Source organism: Streptomyces agglomeratus, assembly GCF_001746415.1.
Taxonomy (GTDB): Bacteria; Actinomycetota; Actinomycetes; order Streptomycetales; family Streptomycetaceae; genus Streptomyces; species Streptomyces agglomeratus.
Window position 1 is genome coordinate 1,915,618 of sequence record NZ_MEHJ01000001.1, and the last position, 20,831, is coordinate 1,936,448.

The 20,831-nt window shown below is 71.1% G+C and carries 20 protein-coding genes and 1 pseudogene; 15 read left to right on the top strand and 6 right to left on the bottom strand.

The features are described 5' to 3' along the window. Window positions 1-8 precede the first annotated feature (8 nt). The gene (locus tag AS594_RS08095; RefSeq protein ID WP_069926328.1) at window positions 9-1,643 is read left to right on the top strand and encodes an acyl-CoA dehydrogenase family protein; all 1,635 of its coding nucleotides are present in this window, start codon (window positions 9-11) and stop codon (window positions 1,641-1,643) included. Window positions 1,644-1,918: 275 nt separating this feature from the next. After that, the gene (locus AS594_RS08100; RefSeq protein ID WP_240509238.1) at window positions 1,919-3,217 is read left to right on the top strand and encodes a GAF domain-containing protein; all 1,299 of its coding nucleotides are present in this window, start codon (window positions 1,919-1,921) and stop codon (window positions 3,215-3,217) included. Window positions 3,218-3,398: 181 nt separating this feature from the next. Here AS594_RS08100 and AS594_RS08105 read toward each other — a convergent pair whose 3' ends face one another. Then, the gene (locus tag AS594_RS08105) at window positions 3,399-4,436 is read right to left on the bottom strand and encodes a M4 family metallopeptidase (RefSeq protein ID WP_069926329.1); all 1,038 of its coding nucleotides are present in this window, start codon (window positions 4,434-4,436) and stop codon (window positions 3,399-3,401) included. Window positions 4,437-4,541: 105 nt separating this feature from the next. Here AS594_RS08105 and AS594_RS08110 point away from each other — a divergent pair, with 105 nt between their 5' ends. The 12 genes from AS594_RS08110 (at window position 4,542) to AS594_RS08160 (ending at window position 14,820) form a co-directional block, all read left to right on the top strand. Continuing rightward, window positions 4,542-5,111 (top strand): GNAT family N-acetyltransferase, encoded by a 570-nt coding sequence (locus tag AS594_RS08110; protein ID WP_079148476.1) that lies wholly within the window; start codon window positions 4,542-4,544, stop codon window positions 5,109-5,111. 178 nt (window positions 5,112-5,289) lie between these two features. After that, window positions 5,290-5,373, top strand: a complete 84-nt coding sequence (locus tag AS594_RS47890) for a putative leader peptide (protein WP_355250053.1) — start codon at window positions 5,290-5,292, stop codon at window positions 5,371-5,373. Between the two features lie 191 nt (window positions 5,374-5,564). Further along, on the top strand, window positions 5,565-7,262 hold the full coding sequence (locus AS594_RS08115) for a nitrite/sulfite reductase (RefSeq protein ID WP_069926330.1): 1,698 nt from the start codon (window positions 5,565-5,567) through the stop codon (window positions 7,260-7,262). Further along, entirely contained in the window at window positions 7,259-7,438 is a 180-nt protein-coding gene (locus tag AS594_RS08120) for a hypothetical protein (RefSeq protein WP_069926331.1), read from the top strand. The genes AS594_RS08115 and AS594_RS08120 overlap by 4 nt, the downstream gene beginning before the upstream one ends. Then, window positions 7,435-8,130 (top strand): phosphoadenylyl-sulfate reductase, encoded by a 696-nt coding sequence (locus tag AS594_RS08125; protein WP_069933222.1) that lies wholly within the window; start codon window positions 7,435-7,437, stop codon window positions 8,128-8,130. Before AS594_RS08120 ends, AS594_RS08125 begins: the two co-directional genes overlap by 4 nt. Continuing rightward, entirely contained in the window at window positions 8,112-8,690 is a 579-nt protein-coding gene (gene cysC / locus AS594_RS08130) for an adenylyl-sulfate kinase (RefSeq protein WP_176733166.1), read from the top strand. Before AS594_RS08125 ends, cysC begins: the two co-directional genes overlap by 19 nt. Next, the gene (cysD, locus tag AS594_RS08135; RefSeq protein WP_069926334.1) at window positions 8,690-9,628 is read left to right on the top strand and encodes a sulfate adenylyltransferase subunit CysD; all 939 of its coding nucleotides are present in this window, start codon (window positions 8,690-8,692) and stop codon (window positions 9,626-9,628) included. Before cysC ends, cysD begins: the two co-directional genes overlap by 1 nt. A 1-nt stretch (window position 9,629) precedes the next feature. Continuing rightward, window positions 9,630-10,973: a sulfate adenylyltransferase subunit 1 gene (locus AS594_RS08140; protein WP_069926335.1), complete on the top strand. Its 1,344-nt coding sequence runs from the start codon at window positions 9,630-9,632 to the stop codon at window positions 10,971-10,973. Between the two features lie 242 nt (window positions 10,974-11,215). Continuing rightward, a complete protein-coding gene (locus AS594_RS08145; RefSeq protein ID WP_069926336.1) occupies window positions 11,216-12,328 on the top strand; it encodes an aliphatic sulfonate ABC transporter substrate-binding protein in 1,113 nt (370 codons plus the stop codon). Window positions 12,329-12,384: 56 nt separating this feature from the next. Next, window positions 12,385-13,182, top strand: a complete 798-nt coding sequence (locus AS594_RS08150; RefSeq protein WP_069926337.1) for an ABC transporter ATP-binding protein — start codon at window positions 12,385-12,387, stop codon at window positions 13,180-13,182. Beyond that, entirely contained in the window at window positions 13,169-14,053 is an 885-nt protein-coding gene (locus tag AS594_RS08155) for an ABC transporter permease (RefSeq protein ID WP_079144735.1), read from the top strand. The genes AS594_RS08150 and AS594_RS08155 overlap by 14 nt, the downstream gene beginning before the upstream one ends. A gap of 5 nt (window positions 14,054-14,058) precedes the next feature. Next, complete coding sequence (locus tag AS594_RS08160) at window positions 14,059-14,820, top strand: sirohydrochlorin chelatase (RefSeq protein ID WP_069926339.1); 762 nt, start codon at window positions 14,059-14,061, stop codon at window positions 14,818-14,820. Window positions 14,821-14,904: 84 nt separating this feature from the next. Here AS594_RS08160 and AS594_RS08165 read toward each other — a convergent pair whose 3' ends face one another. Then, window positions 14,905-15,909, bottom strand: a complete 1,005-nt coding sequence (locus tag AS594_RS08165) for a ketopantoate reductase family protein (protein ID WP_069933221.1) — start codon at window positions 15,907-15,909, stop codon at window positions 14,905-14,907. A gap of 59 nt (window positions 15,910-15,968) precedes the next feature. Between AS594_RS08165 and AS594_RS08170 the strand changes: the two genes are divergently transcribed. Further along, window positions 15,969-16,754 (top strand): aldo/keto reductase, encoded by a 786-nt coding sequence (locus AS594_RS08170; protein ID WP_069933220.1) that lies wholly within the window; start codon window positions 15,969-15,971, stop codon window positions 16,752-16,754. Between the two features lie 101 nt (window positions 16,755-16,855). Here the strand turns inward: AS594_RS08170 and AS594_RS08175 are convergent, their stop codons facing one another. The 4 genes and pseudogenes from AS594_RS08175 to mgt all read right to left on the bottom strand — a co-directional run bounded on the left by AS594_RS08175 (window position 16,856) and on the right by mgt (window position 20,831). After that, complete coding sequence (locus tag AS594_RS08175) at window positions 16,856-17,359, bottom strand: cupin domain-containing protein (RefSeq protein ID WP_069926342.1); 504 nt, start codon at window positions 17,357-17,359, stop codon at window positions 16,856-16,858. A gap of 182 nt (window positions 17,360-17,541) precedes the next feature. Next, a complete protein-coding gene (locus AS594_RS08180) occupies window positions 17,542-18,093 on the bottom strand; it encodes a DUF1697 domain-containing protein (protein WP_069926343.1) in 552 nt (183 codons plus the stop codon). A 77-nt stretch (window positions 18,094-18,170) separates the two neighbouring features. Then, window positions 18,171-19,373 carry a S8 family peptidase gene (locus AS594_RS08185; RefSeq protein WP_069926344.1) on the bottom strand — a complete coding sequence of 401 codons (1,203 nt, stop codon included), beginning with the start codon at window positions 19,371-19,373 and terminating at the stop codon, window positions 18,171-18,173. Window positions 19,374-19,567: 194 nt separating this feature from the next. Beyond that, window positions 19,568-20,831: pseudogene (gene mgt, locus AS594_RS08190) on the bottom strand (macrolide-inactivating glycosyltransferase).

The following is a 20,831-nucleotide window of genomic DNA, read 5'->3' on the forward strand; positions in this document are numbered from 1 at the left end:
GTAGCGGCATGGCAGCCACCACACACACAGTGACCAACCAGGCTCCACCCCTGGTGGAGTACGACGTCTTCACGTCCGACCGGGCCCTGTCCGAGGGTGTGGAGCGGCACGTCGCGCCCGAACTCGCCGAGGAGGTACGGGAAGAACTGGCGAGCCTCGGACGCACCGCCGGATCCGTCCAGGCGCAGGAATGGGGCGTGCTGGCCAACGAGAACCCGCCGAAACTGCGGACGCACGACCGCTACGGCCACCGGATCGACGAGGTCGAGTTCCATCCGGCCTGGCACCGGCTGCTGGGCAAGGCCGTCGCGGCGGGGCTCACCGACGCCTGGGGGCGGCCCGGCGGGCACGTGCGGCGAGCGGCCGGGTTCCTGGTGTGGACGCAGGCCGAGGCCGGGCACGGCTGCCCGGTGTCCATGACGCACGCGGCGGTCCCGGCGCTGCGCACCGACCCGGCGCTGGCCGCCGAGTGGGAGCCGCGGCTCACCTCCCATGTGTACGAGGAGGGGCTGACGACGCCGTCGCTGAAGGCCGGCGCGCTCTTCGGGATGGGCATGACGGAGAAGCAGGGCGGCAGCGACGTACGCGCGAACACCACGAACGCCGAGCCGCTGGCCGGCGAGGGCGAGTACCTGCTCACCGGGCACAAGTGGTTCTGCTCGGCGCCGATGTGCGACGGCTTCCTGGTGCTGGCGCAGGCGCCCGGCGGCCTGAGCTGCTTCCTGGTGCCGCGCGTGCTGGCGGACGGGACCCGCAACGTGTTCCGGATCCAGCGCCTGAAGGACAAGCTCGGCAACCGGTCGAACGCGTCGAGCGAGGTCGAGTTCGACGGGACCTGGGCGCGGCTGGTGGGGGAAGAGGGGCGTGGGGTGCGCACCATCATCGAGATGGTGGCCGCCACCCGGCTCGACTGCGTGATCGGCTCGGCGGCGCTGATGCGCCAGTCCGTGGCCCAGGCCACGCACCACGCGGCGTACCGCAGCGCGTTCGGCGGCAAGCTGATCGACAAGCCGCTGATGCGCAACGTACTGGCCGACCTCGCCCTGGAGTCCGAGGCGGCGACGACGCTCGCGATGCGGCTGGCGGCGGCGTACGACAGCGACTCCGAGCAGGACCGCGCCTTCCTGCGGCTCGCGGTGCCCGCCGCCAAGTACTGGGTGACGAAGCGGTGCACGCCGGTGGCGGCGGAGGCGCTGGAATGCCTGGGCGGCAACGGTTACGTCGAGGAGTCCGGCATGCCGCGGCTGCTGCGGGAGTCGCCGCTGAACTCGATCTGGGAGGGATCGGGGAACGTACAGGCGCTCGACGTCCTACGGGCGCTCCAGCGCGAACCGCAGGCACTCAACGCCTTCCTCACCGAGATCGGGCAGGCGCGCGGCGCCGATCACCGTCTCGACGGGGCGATCAAGGACCTGCTGACCGAACTCGCCGACCTGGGCGGCATGGAGGGCCGGGCCCGCCGCGTCGTAGAGCGGATGGCGCTCGTACTCCAGGGGTCGCTGCTGGTGCGCTGGGCGCCGCCGGAGGTCGCGGACGCGTTCTGCGCCTCGCGGCTCGGCGGGGACTGGGGCACGGCGTTCGGCACACTGCCGCACAGCCTCGACCTGGCTGCGGTGGTGGAGCGGGCGCGGGCGGAGGTCTGAGCGGTCCGGCCCGCTCCGCCGCCCGACCCGGCGGGCCGCCGGGGGAACGACCCGCCGGGAGAAGGGAGCCGCCGGGGTGATGCTGCGCCGACACGGCACCACCCCGGCTGAACGTCTCCACCTTCGTACAAACGCGACCCGGCGCACGAGAGTTGCAGACCGTTGCAATGTTTGTCCCGACTCGTGGGCGCGCGCGCCCGCGGCGGGGCACGATGAGCAAGGAACACCTCACAGCAAGTGACTTTCACGTGAGTTACGGGGTACGCAAAGTGAAGATCGAACCTCTCGACCCCCGCGGCCTGTCCCGTCTGAGCGCCCTGCACAGCGCCGGTTCGGCCCGGCTGCTGGCCGGGGTACGGTCGGCCGCCCTCGCCGGCGAGACACCGCGCACCGCTCCGCGACCGGTCATCGACGCGTCGTGGCAGCGTGTGATGCGTATCGGGATCGACCCCGACCAGAGCACCAGCAGCGAGCTCCTGCCGGCCGGCGAGCTGGAGCACCGGCGCCGGGCCACCGCGCTCGGCGAACTGCTGCCCTCGGTCAGCCAGTGGCTGATCGCGGTCGTGCAGGCGTCGCAGCAGATCATGGTGGTGACCGACGAGGAAGGCCGCGTGCTGTGGCGCGACGGCGACCGGGGGGTGATGCGCAAGGCCGACGGCATCTGTCTGGAGGCGGGCGCGGCCTGGAGCGAGGACACCACGGGGACGAACGGCATCGGCACCGCGCTGGAGCTGCGCAGACCCGTCCAGGTGCACTCCGCCGAGCACTTCGTCCGTACGCTCCACGACTGGACGTGCGCGGCGGCGCCCGTGCACGATCCGCGCGACGGCCGGCTCCTCGGCGTCATCGATGTGAGCGGGGCCGAATCCACGTTCCACCCGGCCACCCTCGCCCTGGTGGAATCCGTCGCCCGGCTCGCCGAGGCCGAGTTGCGCGAGCGGCACCTCAGGTCCGTCGAACGGCTGCGGTCGGTGGCGTCGCCGATCCTGTGCCGGGTGGGCGGCCGGGCGCTCGCGGTCGACTCGCACGGCTGGCCGGCGGCCGTGACCGGCATGCCGCCGGTCGACCGGCTGCCGCTGCCCAAGTCGTTCGCGGCGGGCCGCAGGTGGCTGCCCTCGCTGGGGATGTGCGCGGTGGAGCCGCTGCCCGGGGGGTGGCTGGTGCGGGTGGAAGAGGAGGCCGCCCCCGGACCGGCCGGGGTGAGCCGGGTCGTGCTGGACCTGAGCAGCCGGCGCCGGTCCTCGGTGACGGTGTCGGGGGAGGCCGGAAGCTGGACGCACGAGCTCAGTCCCCGGCACGCGGAGCTGTTGTACGTGCTGAGTCTGCACCGGGAGGGGCGCAGTGCGGCGGAGCTGGCGGCGGACCTGTTCGGCGACCGGACGCGGACAGTGACGGTACGGGCGGAGATGTCCCGGCTCCGGCGCCATCTGGCGCAGGTCCTGGCGCACCGCCCGTACCGCTTCGCCGACGAGGTGCGGGTGGAGGTGGTCCCCCCGCCCCACCCGGCGGACCTGCTGCCGCACTCCACCGCCCCGGCGGTCACGGCGGCGCGACGGGTGCGGGACCCGGAGTAGGCGCCGGCCGTTGGCCGCCGCGCGGGACTTTCCCTCGCCGCCCCTTCCCGGCCCGGGGCGCCGCATCTTCCCGGACCGGGGCGCCGCCCCGGGCCCCGGTCCTCGAACGCCGGAGGGGCCGAGAGTGCCGCGAGCGGCAGCGCCCGGCCCGTCCGGCGTCGAGCGACGCCGGCAGCGGCGGCTAGACCCCCGGTATCTCGCGCGCCCGGAACGCCTCCCGTACCGCCGTCTCCGCGCTCGCGCCGTACATCTTCTTCGCCGTCGCGATCGTCGTCAGCGCCGCGTCCGTGAAGCTCGTGTCCGGCGCGAAGCCGAACTGCGCGTTCACGATGATCCGGTCGGCCGTGCGGGCACCCAGCTCCGACCGGATGTCGAAGAGCGCGCGGGACCAGATCTGGCCGTCGGCGTGCACCTGACCGACCCGGTCCCCGTACACCTTGTCGCCGTCGGTCCGGCGCAGGCAGTGCGGAGTGGCCGCCGTGTAGGAGACCGCGTCCCAGTCCGCCACGCACGCCATGTCCGCCTTCAGCGGCCAGCCGTACTTCGCCGCCGCGTGCGTCCCGACCGTCACGGCCAGGTAGTCGCCGAACGCCTCGCCTATCGCTCCCGCCTCCACCGACGTGCCGAAGCCCGGCACCTGTGCGTGGTGCACGGCGTGCCCGTACTCGTGCATGACGACCTCGGCGTCCTCGGCGTCGTCGACGCCGCCCTTGCCGAAGCGGATCTCCGCCTTCTTGTCCGTGAAGAAGGAGTTGTCGGAACCCCACTGGTTGATACGGATCGGCTGGGCCCGGTCGTTGGCCCCGGGCAGCTCGCTGCCGAAGCCGAGGCCCTGGAGGTACTCCTGCGACTCGTTGACCCAGAAATAGGCCATGACCTGCTCGAACTGGTCGTCGTTACGGTCGTACGTGTCGGCTTCCGTGATCTTCGCGGAGGCGCCGGTGTCCGATCTCACGTATGCCCACCTGCCGGACAGGCCGCCGCTCGCGTCGAGGTTGCGCAGGGCGGCGGTGGCGTAGGCGGAAGAGGGGACGGCGTCCGTGGAGTCCTTGCCGTCGGTCAGCGACTGGTCGTTCGACGACTGGACGGGGTTGACCATGAAGAGGCGGGCCTGAGGTCCGGCCGAGGCCCCGGCGGGGGCCGTGAGGGTGGTCAGGGTGGCGAGGGCCGCGGTGAGGGTGGCCGCGGCGAGCAGGCCGCGGTGTGTGCGACGGGACATGGAACATCCTTCTGCCAGGCGATGCGGGGGGTGGCGTGGCGCGGCGAGATCATCCCGTACGCGCCCGGCTTTGGCCAGGGCCCGGGCCCGTGGTTCGCTTGCCGCATGAGCACCGTCACCGTGACCACCTGGTCCCTGGAACAGACCTCCCCCGACGATCTGCGGCCGGCCGCCGAGCCGCCGGGGGACGTCCGGATCGTCCGGGCGGAGATCCCCTCTCCGGAGTTCAGCCGTTTCCTCTATACGGCGGTGGGCGGCGACATCCGGTGGACCGACCGGCTGGGGCTGACGTACGAGCAGTGGCAGGCGGCTCTGGACCGGCCCGGGGTCGAGACATGGGTCGCGTACGAGAACGGCACTCCGGCCGGGTACGTGGAGCTGGACCCCCAGGACGAGGGGGTCGTGGAGATCATGTACTTCGGGCTGATCCCGGCCTTCCGGGGTCGGCGGATCGGTGGCCACCTGCTGTCCCACGGGGTGGCGCGCGCGTGGGATCTCGCCGAGCGGTGGCCGGACCGGCCGCAGACGAAGCGGGTGTGGCTGCACACGTGCAGCAAGGACGGGCCGCACGCCATGGACAACTACCTGCGCCGCGGTTTCCGGCTCTTCGAGACGAAGACCGCCGAGGAGGAGATCGCGGAGACCCCCGGGCCGTGGCCCGGAGCGCGCGCCTGACCCACCGGCCGCCGACGGCCGTCCGTCGGCGGAACCGCCGGTCGGGCCGCCCCTCGCCCCTCCGCCCGGGCGGCGCGGGAAAGTGACCGGTGACACACCGTCTTGCCATGCGAGACATAGTTGTCCACATGGTGGGCGGTGGTGGACTGGCCAGAGATCCCCATGACACGCTTCCGTCATGTCTTCAGCTGGAGTTGCCTTGGTGAGTCGGCGGCACGTCGACCTCGGCCGCATGTCCAGCGCCATCTGTCCGGTGGGCTGACAGCACAGCACCGCCGAACCACCTAGCCGTCCCCGCCGTCGCGGACGAGCCGGCCACCCCGATACGCACGTGATCCCCGCCCACCGGGCGGGGCACTCCGCTCTGCCGTGTCCGACCGTCTTTTCGCTGGTCACAGGGGGCGGCCGGCGCGATCCGCCACTCCTTGAGCCGCCAGAGAAGGACGAACAACCATGGCCGCCACGCCAGAAAAGCCCGCTGCCGTCACGCCCCGCCGCAAGGCTGGACGCCACCGTGGCGAGGGTCAGTGGGCCGTAGGTCACTTCACCCCCCTCAATGGCAATGAGCAGTTCAAGAAGGACGACGACGGTCTCAATGTGCGGACACGCATTGAGACGATCTACTCCAAGCGGGGATTCGACTCCATCGACCCCAACGACCTGCGCGGGCGCATGCGCTGGTGGGGCCTCTACACCCAGCGCAAGCCCGGGATCGACGGCGGCAAGACCGCGATCCTGGAGCCGGAGGAGCTGGACGACGAGTACTTCATGCTGCGCGTGCGCATCGACGGCGGGCGGCTGACCACCGAGCAGCTGCGCGTCATCGGGGAGATCTCGCAGGAGTTCGCGCGCGGGACGGCCGACCTCACGGACCGGCAGAACGTCCAGTACCACTGGATCCGGATCGAGGACGTACCGGAGATCTGGCGGCGGCTGGAAGAGGTCGGGCTGTCCACGACCGAGGCGTGCGGCGACACGCCCCGCGTCATCCTCGGCTCGCCCGTCGCGGGCATCGCCGAGAACGAGATCATCGACGGCTCCCCCGCCATCGACGAGATCCAGCGCCGCTTCATCGGCAACCCGGACTTCTCGAACCTGCCCCGCAAGTTCAAGTCCGCGGTGTCCGGCTCCCCGCAGCTCGATGTGGCTCATGAGATCAACGACATCGCTTTCGTGGGCGTCAACCACCCCGAGCACGGGCCTGGCTTCGACCTGTGGGTCGGCGGCGGCCTGTCCACCAACCCCAAGCTGGGTGTCCGGCTCGGCGCCTGGGTGCCGCTCGACGAGGTCCCGGACGTGTACGGCGGCGTCATCGGCATCTTCCGCGACTACGGCTACCGGCGCCTGCGCACCCGCGCCCGCCTGAAGTTCCTCGTCGCCGACTGGGGTCCGGAGAAGTTCCGCCAGATCCTGGAGGACGAGTACCTCAAGTACGAGCTCGTCGACGGTCCCGCGCCCGAGCAGCCCACCGGCACCTGGCGCGACCACCTCGGCGTGCACAAGCAGAAGGACGGCCGCTTCTACGTCGGCTTCGCCCCGCGCGTCGGCCGCGTGGACGGCGCCACGCTGACGAAGATCGCCGACCTGGCCGGCGCGCACGGCTCGGGCCGGCTGCGCACCACCGCCGAGCAGAAGATGATCGTCCTCGACGTCGAAGAGGCGCAGGTCGAGTCGCTCGTCGCCGGACTGGAGGCGCTGGACCTGCGGGTCACGCCGTCCCCCTTCCGGCGCGGCACCATGGCCTGCACCGGCATCGAGTTCTGCAAGCTCGCGATCGTCGAGACGAAGGCGCGCGGCGCGTCGCTCATCGACGAGCTGGAGCGGCGCATCCCGGAGTTCGACGAGCCCATCACGATCAACATCAACGGCTGCCCGAACGCCTGCGCCCGTATCCAGGTGGCGGACATCGGTCTCAAGGGGCAGCTGGTCCTGGACGACAACGGCAACCAGGTCGAGGGCTTCCAGGTGCACCTGGGCGGCGCGCTCGGTCTGGAGGCCGGCTTCGGCCGCAAGGTCCGCGGCCTCAAGGTCACCTCGGCCGAGCTGCCCGACTACGTCGAGCGCGTCCTGCTGCGCTTCCAGGAGCAGCGCGAAGCCGGTGAGCGCTTCGCGACCTGGGCCGCGCGGGCGAGCGACGGAGACCTGTCATGAGCGAGCGCGCGGCGCCGTTCCACTGCCCGTACTGCGGCGACGAGGACCTGCGGCCCAACGAGACCGGTCACGGCGCGTGGGAATGCGCGGCGTGCAACCGCGCCTTCCAGCTGAAGTTCCTCGGGCTGCTCGCCCGGGGGGTTCGGCGCAACGACGGCGGAGGGGACGAGATATGACCACGGTTCAGGAAGATCTCAAGTCACTGGCGGAACAAGCCGGGCGGGACCTCGAAGAGGCTTCCGCCCTGGACATCCTCAAGTGGGCCGCCGACACCTTCGGTGACCGCTTCTGCGTGACCTCCTCCATGGAGGACGCCGTCGTCGCCCACCTCGCCTCCCGCGCCAAGCCCGGCGTGGACGTCGTGTTCCTCGACACCGGCTACCACTTCCCGGAGACCATCGGGACGCGGGACGCCGTCGAGGCCGTCATGGACGTCAACGTCATCACGCTGCTGCCCTGGCAGTCCGTCGAGGAGCAGGACGCCGAGTACGGGCCGAAGCTGCACGACCGCGACCCCGACCTGTGCTGCGCCCTGCGCAAGGTCAAGCCCCTCGAAGACGGCCTGAAGGGCTACAGCGCCTGGGCGACCGGCCTGCGCCGCGACGAGTCCCCGACCCGGGCGAACACCCCGGTCGTCGGCTGGGACGAGAAGCGGCAGAAGGTCAAGATCTCGCCGATCGCCCGCTGGACGCAGGACGACGTCGAGGCGTACGTCGCCGAGCACGGTGTCCTCACCAACCCGCTGCTGATGGACGGTTACGCGTCCGTGGGCTGCGCGCCCTGCACCCGCAGGGTCGAGGAGGGCGAGGACGCCCGCGCCGGCCGCTGGGCCGGGCGCAACAAGACGGAATGCGGGCTGCACGGCTGATGACGAGCAACGATCAGGAGAAAGACGTGACTGGGGCCACCATCTGGCTCACGGGTCTGCCGAGCGCCGGCAAGACCACCATCGCCTACGAGCTGGCCGGACGCCTGAAGGCCGAAGGCCGCCGTGTCCAGGTGCTGGACGGCGACGAGATCCGCGAGTTCCTCTCGGCGGGCCTCGGCTTCAGCCGCGAGGACCGGCACACCAACGTCCAGCGGATCGGTTACGTCGCCGAACTGCTCGCCCGCAACGGCGTGCTGGCCCTGGCACCCGTCATCGCGCCGTACGCCGACAGCCGTGACGCGGTGCGCAAGCGTCACCAGAGCGAGGGAACCGCGTACCTGGAGGTGCACGTCGCCACGCCGGTGGACGTGTGCTCCGTACGCGATGTGAAGGGCCTGTACGCCAAGCAGGCGGCCGGCGAGATTTCCGGGCTCACCGGGGTCGACGACCCCTACGAGGCCCCCGAGTCGCCCGACCTGCGGATCGAGTCGCACCAGCAGACCGTGCAGGAGTCCGCAGCGGCGCTGCACGCGCTGCTCACCGAAAGGGGCCTGGCCTGATGACGACCACCTCCGCAACCGTCGGCGAGGGTACGGACAGCCCGTACGCGCTCAGCCACCTGGACGCCCTGGAGTCCGAGGCCGTCCACATCTTCCGCGAGGTGGCGGGCGAGTTCGAGCGGCCGGTGATCCTCTTCTCCGGCGGCAAGGACTCGATCGTCATGCTGCACCTGGCGCTCAAGGCGTTCGCGCCGGCGCCGGTCCCCTTCTCCCTGCTGCACGTCGACACCGGGCACAACTTCCCGGAGGTGCTGGAGTACCGCGACCGCACGGTCGCGGAGCACGGGCTGCGGCTGCACGTCGCGTCCGTACAGGAGTACATCGACGCCGGGAAGCTGCGCGAGCGGCCCGACGGCACCCGCAACCCGCTCCAGACCGTGCCGCTGACCGAGGCCATCCAGCAGCACCGCTTCGACGCGGTGTTCGGCGGCGGGCGGCGCGACGAGGAGAAGGCGCGCGCCAAGGAGCGGGTGTTCTCGCTGCGCGACGAGTTCTCCGCGTGGGACCCGCGCCGCCAGCGCCCCGAGCTGTGGCAGCTCTACAACGGCCGCCACGCGCCGGGCGAGCACGTGCGCGTGTTCCCGCTGTCCAACTGGACCGAGCTGGACGTGTGGCAGTACATCGCCCGCGAGAAGATCGAACTGCCCGGCATCTACTACGCCCACGAGCGCGAGGTCTTCGCCCGCAACGGCATGTGGCTGACGGCGGGCGAGTGGGGCGGCCCGAAGGAGTCGGAGACGGTCGAGACGCGGCTGATCCGCTACCGCACGGTCGGCGACATGTCGTGCACCGGCGCCGTCGACTCCGACGCCACGACGCTCGAAGCCGTGATCGCCGAGATCGCCGCCTCCCGGCTCACCGAGCGGGGCGCGACCCGCGCCGACGACAAGATGTCCGAGGCCGCGATGGAAGACCGCAAGCGCGAGGGGTACTTCTAACATGACCACCACCACTGGCACCGGGCTGACCGAGCAGTTGTCGGCCACCACCCTGCTGCGTTTCGCGACGGCCGGCTCCGTCGACGACGGCAAGTCCACCCTGGTCGGGCGGCTGCTGCACGACTCCAAGTCGATCCTCACCGACCAGCTGGAGGCCGTCGAGGCGGCGTCCCTCAAGCGTGGTCAGGAGGCGCCGGACCTGGCGCTGCTGACGGACGGCCTGCGCGCCGAGCGCGAGCAGGGCATCACCATCGACGTCGCGTACCGGTACTTCGCCACCACGCGCCGCCGGTTCATCCTGGCCGACACCCCCGGGCACGTGCAGTACACCCGGAACATGGTGACGGGCGCGTCGACGGCCGAGCTGGCCGTCGTGCTGGTCGACGCCCGCAACGGCGTGGTCGAGCAGACCCGCCGCCACGCGGCGGTCGCGGCGCTGCTGCGCGTCCCGCACGTGGTGCTCGCGGTCAACAAGATGGACCTCGTCGAGTACGCCGAGCCCGTCTTCGCCGCCATCGCCGAGGAGTTCACGGCGTACGCCGCCTCGCTCGGCGTCCCGGAGATCACCGCGATCCCGATCTCGGCGCTGGCCGGTGACAACGTCGTGGAGCCGTCCGCGAACATGGACTGGTACGGCGGCCCGACGGTGCTGGAGCACCTGGAGACCGTCCCGGTCAGCCACGACCTGGCGAGCTGCAAGGCCCGTTTCCCGGTGCAGTACGTGATCCGCCCGCAGACCGCCGAGCACCCCGACTACCGGGGTTACGCCGGCCAGATCGCGTCCGGGGCGCTGCGTGTGGGCGAGGCCGTGACGGTCCTCCCGTCCGGTCGTACGTCGACGATCAGCGGCATCGACGCGCTGGGCGAGGCCGTCGACATCGCGTGGGCGCCGCAGTCCGTGACGGTCACGCTCGCCGACGACCTGGATATCTCGCGCGGTGACCTGATCGCGCCGAGCGGCTCCGCGCCGCGCACCACCCAGGACGTCGAGGCGACCGTGTGCCACGTAGCGGACCAGCCGCTCACCGTGGGCCAGCGGGTCCTGCTCAAGCACACCACCCGTACGGTCAAGGCGATCGTCAAGGAGATCCCGTCGCGGCTGACGCTGGACGACCTGTCCCAGCATCCGGACCCGGGGCAGCTGGTGGCCAACGACATCGGGCGGGTGAAGGTGCGTACGGCCGAGCCGCTCGCGCTCGACGCGTACCGCGACTCGCGCCGCACGGGGTCGTTCCTGCTGATCGACCCTGCGGACGGTACGACGCTGGCCGCCGGCATGGCGGGCGACTCGTTCGCCGCCGAGGCCGTGAAGACCGTGGCGGACGACGAGGGCTGGGACTTCTGACCATGGCCGTAGACACGATCGACATCTACGCGACGTTCGCGAAAGAGGGCGGCCGCATCGGCAGCGGCACCGTCGGCGCGGGAACGGGCGGCGTGGCGCGATGTGCCCGATGACGTACGCGCACCGCTTGCGCGCCCTGCCGCACCACCTTCCGCCGTACCGACGAAGACCTGCCGAACTCCCGGGCACACCCCGCTCCACGCGAGAGGTGTGACGCCGGGCCATCGAGAGGAACGCCTCCCGTGCATGCCCCCCGTACCACCCTTCGCCGCAGCCTCGCCGCTGCCGCCGCCCTGCCGCTGCTGATCGGCGTGCTGGGCGCCTGCGGCTACGGTTCGACGGCCGAGAAGGACGACAAGGTCGCTCCCGTCGCCAAGGGCGAGAAGGTCGGCGGCCTCGACGAAGTACGCATCGGTTACTTCGCGAACGTCACGCACGCCACCGCCCTGGTCGGCCTTCAGAAGGGCCTGTTGCAGAAGGAGCTCGGCGGCACGCAGGTCAAGCCGCAGGTCTTCAACGCCGGCCCCTCCGAGATCGAGGCCCTGAACGCCGGCGCCATCGACATCGGCTGGATCGGCCCCTCCCCCGCGATCAACGGCTTCACCAAGTCCAAGGGCCAGAACCTGAGGATCATCTCGGGCTCGGCCTCCGGCGGTGTCTCCCTCGTCGTCAACCCGGAGAAGATCAAGTCCCTGGACGACCTCGCGGGCAAGCGCATCGCGACCCCGCAGCTCGGCAACACCCAGGACGTGGCGCTGCTGAACTACCTGTCGGAGAAGGGTCTGAAGGTCGACCCGAACACCGGCAAGGGCGACGTCTCCGTCGTCCGCCAGGACAACAAGGAGATCCCCGCCTCCTTCGAGTCCGGCGCGCTGGACGGCGCCTGGGTCCCGGAGCCCACCGCGTCGAAGCTGGTCGCGGGCGGCGGCAAGGTGCTGCTCGACGAGAGGAAGCTGTGGAAGGACGGCAAGTTCGTCATCACGAACGTGATCGTCTCCCAGAAGTTCCTCAAGGAGCACCCGGACGTCGTCGAGGCGGTACTGCGCGGCTCCGTGAAGAGCAATGAGTGGATCAAGGCCAACCCGGACGAGGCGAAGGCCGCGGTCAACGCGAAGCTCAAGGCGGACTCCGGCAAGGAACTGCCCGCCGAGGTGCTCGACCCCGCGTTCAAGAACGTCGAGACGACCAACGACCCGCTCGCGACGACGCTGCGGGAAGAGGCCGACCACGCGGTGAAGGCCGGTCTCCTCAAGGACCCGGTGCTCGACGGCATCTACGACCTGAGGCTCCTGAACAAGGTGCTGAAGACCGAGAAGCAGCCTGCCGTCGGGGACGCCGGACTCGGCACCAAGTAACCCGGCACCAAGCAACCGCCCTTCCCGCAACGGAACGCCCTCAGGAGGTGAGGCTCATGGCCACCACACTCGACGTCAAGCAGGCCGCCGCGCCCGTAGAAACGGTGCCGTACGCCGCACGGATCGACCACGTGTCGAAGTCGTTCGGCCGGCCCGGCGCGCAGCAGCTCGTACTGGACGACATCAGCATCGATGTGGCACCGGGTGAGTTCGTGACCCTGCTGGGGGCTTCCGGCTGCGGCAAGTCGACGCTGCTCAACCTGGTCGCCGGGCTCGACCGGCCGTCCGCGGGCGCGATCGACGTGCCCGGCGGGCGGCCCGCCCTGATGTTCCAGGAGCACGCCCTGTTCCCCTGGCTGACCGCCGGCAAGAACATCGAACTCGCCCTCAAGATGCGGGGCATGCCCAAGGCCGACCGTCACGACGAGGCTGAGCGGCTGCTCCAGCTCGTACGGCTGAACGGGGCGTACGGGAAGCGGGTGCACGAGCTGTCGGGCGGTATGCGCCAGCGCGTCGCCCTGGCGCGTGCGCTCGCGCAGGACAGCAACCTGCTGCTGATGGACGAGCCGTTCGCGGCCCTGGACGCCATCACCCGCGACGTACTGCACGAGGAACTGACCCGGATCTGGTCCGAGACCAGCGTCTCGGTCCTCTTCGTCACCCACAACGTCCGCGAGGCCGTCCGCCTCGCCGAGCGCGTGGTGCTGCTGTCGTCCCGTCCGGGACGCATCGCGCGCGAGTGGAAGGTCGGCATCCCGCAGCCGCGCCGGATCGAGGATTCCGCGGTCGCCGACCTGTCCGTAGAGATCACTGAACAGCTGCGGGGGGAGATCCGCCGACATGGCCAGCACTGATACCAGCCCGAAGAACGACCTCGCCGGTCTCGAAGCCGGCCTGGACGCACTGGAGACCACGCACTCCGCCGAACGGGTCGGCCTCGGCCGGGTCCTGCTGTCCAAGGTGGTGCCGCCGCTGGTGGCCATCGCCCTGGTCCTCACGCTGTGGCAGCTCGCCGCGGCGTCGGACCTCAAGCCGGACTACGTCCTGCCCGGCCCGGTCGACGTGTGGAACTCCATCGAGCAGATGTGGCTCGAAGGCACGCTGCTCGGCTACATCTGGACGAGCGTCTCGCGCGGCGCCCTCGGCTTCGCCGTATCGGTGGCCATCGGCACGCCGCTGGGCCTGCTGGTGGCACGGGTGAAGGTCGTGCGGGCGGCGATCGGGCCGATCCTGTCCGGCCTCCAGTCGCTGCCCTCCGTGGCCTGGGTGCCCGCCGCCATCATCTGGTTCGGGCTGACCGACGCGACGATCTACGCGGTGGTGCTGCTCGGCGCCGTACCGTCGATCGCGAACGGCCTCGTCGCCGGCGTGGACCAGATCCCGCCGCTGTACCTGCGGGCCGGCCGCACCATCGGGGCCACCGGGATCAACGGCATCCGGCACGTCCTGCTGCCCGCGGCGCTGCCGGGCTACCTGGCGGGGCTCAAGCAGGGGTGGGCGTTCTCGTGGCGCTCGCTGATGGCCGCCGAACTGATCGCCAACTCGCCGGACCTCGGCACGGGTCTGGGACAGCTGATGGAGAACTTCCGCACCTACAGCGACATGTCGGGTGTGCTGGCCACCATCATCCTGATCCTGGTCGTCGGTATCGGCATCGACCTGCTGTTCTTCTCCCCGCTGGAGCGCCGCGTGCTGCGCAGCCGTGGCCTGCTGACCAAGGGCTGATCACCATGTTCCGTCGTCCGGTCCTCCTCGTCATAGCCCACGGCAGCCGCGATCCGCGGCACGCCGCGACCGTGCACGCGCTGGTGGCGCGCGTACGGGCGCGGCGGCCGGGGCTGCGCGTGGAGACGGGCTTCCTGGACTTCAACGCCCCGGCGGTGCCGCAGGTGCTGGAGCGGCTGGCCGGGGAGGGCGTACAGGACGTGGTGGCCCTCCCGCTGCTGCTGACCCGCGCGTTCCACGCGAAGGCCGACATCCCCGCCGTACTCCACGAGGCGTCGGCGCGGCTGCCGAGGCTGCGGGTCCACCAGGCGGAGGTGCTCGGCCCGTCGCCGCTGCTGCTCACCGCGCTGGAGCGGCGGCTGTACGAAGCCGGGCTGACGCCCGGTGACAAGAGCTCGACCGGGGTCGTACTGGCCTCGGCGGGCTCCTCGGACCCGGAGGCGATCGCAGTGATCGCTGAAATCGCGCGGGAGCTGCGGCACACCGGTTGGTGCGCCGTGCGGCCTGCGTTCGCCTCCGCATCTCTGCCGCGTACGCAGGACGCGGTCCGGGACGTGCGGCGTGTCGGCGGAGTACGGCGGGTCGCCGTGGCCCCGTACGTCATAGCCCCCGGCTTCCTGCCGGACCGGATCGCGCGCGGGGCGCGGGAGTCGGGCGCGGAGGTACTGGGCGAGGTCCTGGGCGCGTCCCCGGAACTGGCCGAACTCCTCCTCGCCCGCTACGACGAGGCGCGGGTTCCGGTGCGGCTGGCGGCGGTCAGCGCGTAGGCGCCTGCCCGGCGTTCCACTCGGCCCCTTCCCGCACCGGTGTCACGGCGGGAAGGACGCGCGAAGAGGCGTACGGGGAAAGGTTCAGCGCGCGTCGACCATGGCCGCCAGTTCGGCGACCGGCAGCGAGCCCGCCGGCCTGCGCTCCCGTGCGAACGTGTTCGCGACGCGCTGCAAGGCGTCGTTCACGGGAGTGGGGACGCCATGCAGCCGGCCCAGCAGAGCGATCTCCCCGTTCAGATAGTCCGCTTCGATCGTGCCCGTCCCCCGGCTGAGGCTCTGCCAGGACGATCCGCCCCCGCGCTCCGCCCCGTCGAGGGGTGCGAGGGTGATCCGGCCGTCGCGGGCCGCCGCCTGTTCCGCCGGGGACGCCGCCTCGATGCCCGCCGCGGTCAGCGCCGCACGCCCCTCCGCGAGGGCGCGCCCGAGGAGCGACTTCGCCTCGTCGCCGTCGATGACTCCCGAGACCGCCTCGATGGCGTTGGCCAGGTTGCTGAGCAGTTTGGCGTACTTCCACCGCATCACGTCCGGCGCCACCGGAGCCAGGAACCGTGACTTCTCCAGGTCGGCGGCGATGGCCCGGGCCGTGTCGTCGGCGCCCGACGGGTACTGGCCGACGTGCAGCATCCCGGACACGGGTGTGGCGGCGGCGGACACGGCGCCCGGCTCCGTGTGGGTCGCGGGCAGCCAGACGCACATGGCGTAGACGCGCCGGAAGCGGCGCAGCGCGAGGCGTTCGCTCTCGACACCGTTCTGCGCGCAGACCAGTGGCAGCAGCTCTCCCGCCGTACCGCCTCCGGCGACCGGCCGGGCGCTCCACAGGTCGAGGGCCGCCGTGCTGTCCTGGGTCTTGACGGAGAGGATCAGTACGTCGTCGGGGCGCAGCGGCCCGTCGAGCTCGTCCGGGCTCTGGATCACGGGCAGTTGATGCGTACGGGTGCCCTCGGGCGTCGTGAGGCGAAGCCCCCCGGTGCGCAGGGCGTCGTGGTGCGCACCGCGTGCGACGAGTACGACTTCGTGGCCGCCTTCGGCCAGCCGTCCCCCGATGGTGCCGCCGACCGCCCCTGCCCCGATGATGATGTAGCGCATGGTCGTGAGCCTGTCATACCCCGGTGCGGTGTGCAGTGGGCACGGAGTAGCGTCCGTACATGATCTCCGACACCTTCACGATCGGCGGGGACCTTCCCGTACGCCGCCTCGGGTTCGGTACGGCCCAGTTGACCGGGCCCGGTTACTGGGGCCCGCGCGGCGAGCCCGCGGACGCGGTCGCGGTACTGCGGCGTGCGGTCGAGCGCGGCGTCACGCTCATCGACACCGCGGACAACTACGGTCCGGGGCTGGCCGAGGAGCTGGTCGCCGAGGCGCTGCACCCCTTTCCGGACGGGCTCGTCGTCGCGACGAAGGGCGGGGTGGTCCGTACGAGCGCCGACGCCTGGCACATCGCGGGGCGCCCCGAGGACCTGCGGGCGATGTGCGACGCGAGCCTGCGGCGGCTGCGGGCCGAGACCATCGATCTCTATCAGCTGCACCGCCTCGATCCGCGCGTACCCATGGCCGAGCAGCTCGGCACGCTGGACGAGCTGCGCGCGGCGGGCAAGATCCGGCACATCGGGCTCGACTCCGTCACCGCCGGGCAGTTGGAGGAGGCTCTGACGCTGACGGACATCGCGTCCGTACAGAACCGCTTCAACCTGGTGGACCGGTCCGCCGAGGACGTACTCGGTCTGTGCGAGGCGCGGGGGATCGCGTTTCTGCCCTGGTTCCCGCTGGCCAACGGCGAGCTGCGGGGGCGGCACCAACTCGCGCTGGCCTGGCTGCTGCACCGTTCGCCGGTGCTGTGCCCGACGCCGGGTACGGGGTCGCTCGTCCACCTGGAGGAGAACCTGGGCGCGGCGGCGCTGCGGCTGAGCGCACAGGAGATGGCGACGCTGTGAGCGGCGGCCCGGCCCCGGTCGCGACGGTCCGCCCCTGACGCGGACGCCACCGGGTCGCCGCCGGACACCGCCGGGGAACGGCTCCGGGCCGGGCACGGGGCTCAGGCAGGGGACGGCGGGCTGTCCGGGGGCACCTGGTGGGACCTGGTGCGGTGACGGCTGCGGAATTCCGCCAGCATCTCTTCGGTGGCCTCGGCCCCGGCGCTCACGGCGGCGTGGACTTCGCGGAAGTAGTTCTCGTAGCCGGCCGGGGTGTAGAGGCACAGGGCGCGTGCGGGGGCCGGGCCCGCGTTGCGGAAGCCGTGCGGCGTACCGCGGGTGGCGGCGAGCAGGTGCCCGGGACCGGCCGTCACCTCGCCGTCCCCGGTGTGCAGGGTCAGTTGGCCTTCCAGGACGTAGAAGTACTCGTCGTGTCCGTCGTGCACGTGCGGCCTGGCACCGATGGTGCCCGGGGCGAGAGTGAACTCCTCGAAGGCGAAGTGTCCGCCCGTGTGTTCACCGGTGAGCCGGAAGAAATGCGCGACACCGGCGACGTTGAGGAGTTCACCGTCCTGCGGGCGGCGCAGCAACGGACGTGCGGGGGTGTGGGGCTGATGATCGGTCATGGGCGCATTGTGGCGCAGAGCTGTCGAGCCGCTTCCACGGGCATGACACGTCCCAGCGCCGGCCCGACGCGCCGAACGCGCGGACTCGGGGTGCAGGAGTCCGGCCAGCGGTTCGGGGGGCGTTGCGGACGGCCGGGTCGAGCAGGCGCGGGGCGTTCTCGACGGCGGCTTCGACAGCGGGGTCAGCCGCTGGTCATCTCCACGAGCTTGACGACCGTGTTCCAGTTGCGGGTGGTCCCGGTGACGCCCTTGAGCAGGGACGGCCGGGCGAGTACCTCGGCGAGCTTGGAGCGGCCGAGGCCGTTCGGCGCGTACAGGTACAGGGCGCGGTCGCCGAGGCGGAACTCCTCCGGCAGGTACGCCGTCTGGTCGACGGATGCGAACCGGCCGGGAGCGACCGGCTGCGAGAAGTACGTGATGTGGAGCTGCTTGGCCTCCAGCTCGGCGGCCGGGAAGGGGCAGGCGTCGGCGACGGCCTTCAGGTAGGCACCGCTGCGGACAAGGCATTCGACGCCGAACCCGAAGCGCTCCTCCAGGGCCCGTTCGAGGTCAGCGGCGAGTGCTTCCTCCGAGGCATCGGCGTCGGTGGTGAAGACGGCGTTGCCGCTCTGGAGGTACGTCCGGACGTCCCGGTGGCCCAGTCCGGTCAGCAGCGCCCGCAGGTCCGCCATGGGCACCTTCTTGTGCCCGCTCACATTGATCCCGCGCAGGAGTGCGGCGTACGTCGTGGTCATGCGCCACACGATAGGCGGCCGCCGCACCCCGTGGGGGAGGGCGCGGCGACCGCCCGATCCGTGCTGAACCCGCGTCTTTACTCGACGACCTTCAGCAGCTTGTTCGGCGTGCCCGTGCCCGGGTTGCTGATCTTGTCGGGGATGGCGCCCCCGGTCAGGGCCGTCGCGACGGCCTCCGGCGTCGCGTCCTTGTGGCCCGCCAGGTAGAGCGCCGCGGCGCCCACCACGTGCGGGGTCGCCATGGACGTACCGGAGATGGTCTTCGTGCCCTCGTCGCTGTCGTTCCAGGACGAGGTGATGTCCGAGCCGGGCGCGTAGATGTCCACGACGGCGCCGAAGTTGGAGAAGTCGGACTGGGCGTCGTCCTTGGTGCTGGAGGCGACGGTGATGGCCTCCTTCACGCGGGACGGCGAGCCCTGGCCCGCGTCGCTCGACTCGTTGCCCGCCGCGACGCCGTAGGTGACGCCGGAGGCGATGGACTTGCGTACCGCCTCGTCGAGGGCCTCGTCGGCGCCGCCGCCGAGGCTCATGTTGGCGACCGACGGGCCCTGGTGGTTCTTGGTGACCCAGTCGATGCCGGCGACGACGCCCTCGGTGGTGCCGGAGCCCTGGTCGTCCAGGACCCGGACCGCGACGATCTTCGCCTTCTTGGCGACACCGTGCGCGGCGCCGGCGATGGTCCCGGCGACGTGTGTGCCGTGGCCGTTGCCGTCGTCGGCCGACTCGTCGTTGTCCACGGCGTCGAAGCCGTGGGCGGCGCGGCCCTCGAAGTCCTTGTGCGAGATGCGGACACCGGTGTCGATGACGTACGCCGTGACGCCCTCGCCCGCGCTGTCCGGGTAGGTGTACTTGCTGTCGCCGGCGGTGCCGTCCTGGTCGATGCGGTCGATGCCCCAGGACGGGGGGTTCTCCTGCGTGGCGTTGATCGTGAACTTCTTGTTCTGGACGACCTTGGCGACGGACGGGTCGGCGGCGAGGCGCTTGGCCTCGGTCTCCGAAAGGCCGCTGGCGGAGAAGCCGTTGATGGCGGAGCTGTAGTTGCGCCGCAGCTTGCCGCCGTACTCCTCGGCCAGGTCCCGCTTGTCGGCCTTCTCGTCCAGCATCACGATGTAGCTGCCGGCGACGGCGCCCTTGGCGTCGGTTCCGTACACATGTCCCTGTGGGGCTGCCGGAGCCGCTCCCGCGAAGGAGGAGTTGAGTACGGTCACACCGGCCGCGGCCGCTACGGCGGTTATCGCCGCGGTGAGCTTCAGTCGGCTGGAACGCTTGTGCATGGCCATGAAGAGGGGTCTCCTCGTGAAAATGTGGGGGGATTTGCCCCCGGACCGGAAGATCTCCGGGGGCTGGCTCGAAACCCTGACGGATTGACGCGCTCAGATCAAGACCTTCATACGCCTGTTACTTACTCAACAAGGTTTCGTAATAAGAAAAGGGTCAGCGCGTTCCAAGTCGGACAGGTGCCCGTGAACTTCCGTTACGCCCCGGGCAGTTCGGCCTCGATGAGGTCGGCCGCCCGCCCGGTGCCCCCCTCGGACGCCATGCCGCGGCGGATGTCCTCGGACCTGCGGGCCACCTCGGGATCGGCGACGAGACCGAGAACCGCGGACCGCAGGGCCTCGGCGGTGGCGTCCTCGGTGTCGATCCGGCGGGCGACGCCGAGCGAGACGAGCATGTCGGCGTTGCCGAACTGGTCGACCGCCTGCGGGACGGCGACCATCGGCGTACCGGTGGCGAGGCCCTCCTGGCTGCCGCCGGCGCCCGCGTGGGTGATGAAGGCGTCGGCCTGCCAGAGTACGGCCAGCTGTGGCACCCAGCTGCGCACCTCGATGTTGGCGGGCACCTCGCCCAGCTCGGACTCGTCCACGAACTTGCCGATCTGGAGCACGACGTGCCAGCCGGGAAGGTCACCGAAGGCCCTGACGCACTCCCGGTAGAAGCCGGGCAGCTTGGTGAACGCCGAACCGAGCGACACCAGCAGGACCTTGTCCGCCGCCGCCGGGCGCCGCCAGTCACCCTGGTCCGCGCGGTCACCCTGGCAGGCGCCGACGAAGGAGTGGACGGTTTCGTCGACCCGGTCGGCGTTCGGCTGCAGGACCTTGGGGATCAGCACGATGCTGCGGGACGGGCGGCCCACGAAGTGGTCCGGGTCCGTGCCGTTCAGGCCGTTCTCGTCGAGCCAGGCCCGGAAGCGCGCGTAATAGGCGCGGCCTCGCCCGGTCTCCCTGAGCGGGCCGAACAGCGGCTCGGCGACCTCCTCCTCGTACCCCTCCCAGGCGACGAGGTTCGGGGAGAGGGAGACAGCGGGCACGCCCCAGCGGTGGGCGAGGACGCGCGCCGGGTAGGAGGTGATGTCGTGAAGGACGAGGTCCGGCTCGTCCCCTTCGAACGCCTCGGCCAGTTGGGGCAGCGCCTGTACGGCGTCGTCCAGGAATGGCTCGATGTTGTCGATCAGCTCCGTTCCCCAGTCCTCCGGATTGTCCTCGGTGGGGAGCGTCGAGGTGTAGATCACCGGGTCGGCACCGGTGACCGCGACCCTGTCCGCGAAGGAGGCGGGGATCGCGTACGAGACGCGGTGGCCCCGGGCCACGAGCTCCCGGATCACCTCGATGCTCGGGTTCACGTGACCGGGGGCGGCGATGGAGAACATGGCGATGTGGGCATGCCTGCGTGAAGTCATGCCCGGAAGGCTAGACGAGACGAGACGTCTCGTGCAACGCGATTTCGGCCCAGCCGGACAT